Here is a 1,760-nt window from a genome sequence, read left to right on the forward strand (position 1 = left end):
TCGTTGCCCGGCCGGTCGCCCCAGCGACCGGAGCGGGCCGGGTCGTCGGCGGTATGCGCCTTGTCGTCGACCGCCGTCACCCCCACTTGCGCATAGGCCACCGGGTCGGCATGGCTGGTGGGCAGATCAACACCGCCGCGGTCCGCATCTCCGGGGGCAGGCAGGAACAGTTCGTAGCGCCGGACGCGCTGGCCGACTTCCCAGGCGGAGGCCCCCGCCACGTTGGGTGCCGCGTCGAGCGTCAGTTCGCCAGCGCCCTCATCGACATGCATGATCCGGTAAAGCCGTGTCGGCCGCGCGGTATCGCTTGCCAGGAACAGGTGCGTATCGAACGGCTGAACCCCGGTCAGTTCGGTCCCGCCCGGCAAGCTCGCGGTATTGCCTGCCACTGTCGCCCCTTCCCCGGCCATCCAGTCGCCCTCCGGCGTACGCTCGGGCACCACTCCTTCGGCCACGTGATCGTCAATGCCCACGACCCAGAGCCGCGCGTCCCAAGCCCCCTGCCGCGACAGATCGGCGGCCAACGGATGGGTCGAGCGGTTCCCGCCGGGCAGGATCACGCTGGCCCGCATCCCCGCGACCGGGGCCTCATCCTGCCCAGTGCCAAGGTTCTCCACATCCAGCACCAGCGGATCGCCGCCCTGCGATCCGGTCACTGTGTAGGACCGCTGCCCCGAACGCAGGACCGCCCCCGTCCAGGCTCCCGCCGGCTCGCTGTTGGGAATGTCGGTGGTCACCCGCGATGCGGTCGCACCCTGCGCGGCAACGGAAACGATGCGGCCCTTGAAGGTATTGGCCAGCCCCGGACTGAAATAGACCCGGAACTCCGCAGTATCCGGCGCCTGGCGCATTTGCGCAAAAGTCCAGAGCCAGCGTACCCGCAAGCCCACGACACTGTCCTGTTCACCCTGTGACAGGGTCGCGAACCATGCATCGAACCGCTGGTCGCGCTTCAAGTAGCGGTCGAAGGGATCGAGCGCGAAGGCTTCCACTCCGACCGGCGGCGGCGGGGCTACCTTGTCGAGCAGGCGCACCGCATGCGGATGCACCTGCGCATCCCCCTGAGACGTGTCCTGGTACCACGGCGGTCGCCAGTCCTGCGCACCGGAAGGCTGCGCCCACTGCCACCACTCGGCAGGCGCCGAAGGCGCGCTCCACCGGCCGAAAATGTCGATGGCGGTCAGCCGGTAACTGTACCAGCCCTCGGCCAGGCCGCTGTCGATGAAGTTCAAGCTGTCGGGTGGCCAGTCCGCGGCACGCCCCGTTTGCGTGACGCCGGGCGGCAGGTTGGCATCCGTCACCGCATGGGGCCGGTCGGAGACCTGCGCATGTTGATCGGCCGCCACCGGCGCGCCCGGTTCGGCGTCGCCCAGCACCGCGCGGCGCACACGGTAGAGCACCGGCGCGCCGCCCGACAGTTTCTGCCCGTCCGTGGTCGGGATGTGCCAGCGCAGGCCCGCATTGTGTTCAAGCTCGTCCAGCGCGCCGTCTGGCGCCTCGCGCGTGCCGCCCGGCAAGGCGAAGGCGCGCAGGTCTTCCGGGGCCGGAAGCGGATCCGGCACGCGCAGGCTCAGATTGAAACTGATCCAGGCGTCGGCGCCGAAGGAAAACACCGCCTGCGGCGAGGAAAGATATCCCAGAATGGCAGATGGGCCGCCGGGGGCCACGTTGTTGTGATCCGCGATGATCAGGTAGTCGTAGCGCGTGCCCGGCTCTGCCGTGGCATCGACCCAGTAGAGCCCCAGCATCTGCGACACCTG

The 1,760-nt window shown here is 69.2% G+C and carries 1 protein-coding gene; it reads right to left on the minus strand.

Features of this window, described 5'->3' with window-relative positions; translation table 11 throughout:
- On the minus strand, positions 1-1,760 hold a 1,760-nt coding region (locus WAO74_RS13040; RefSeq protein WP_422162694.1), incomplete at both ends, for a hypothetical protein.

The organism is Polaribacter sp. (assembly GCF_049276715.1).
GTDB lineage: Bacteria > Bacteroidota > Bacteroidia > Flavobacteriales > Flavobacteriaceae > Polaribacter.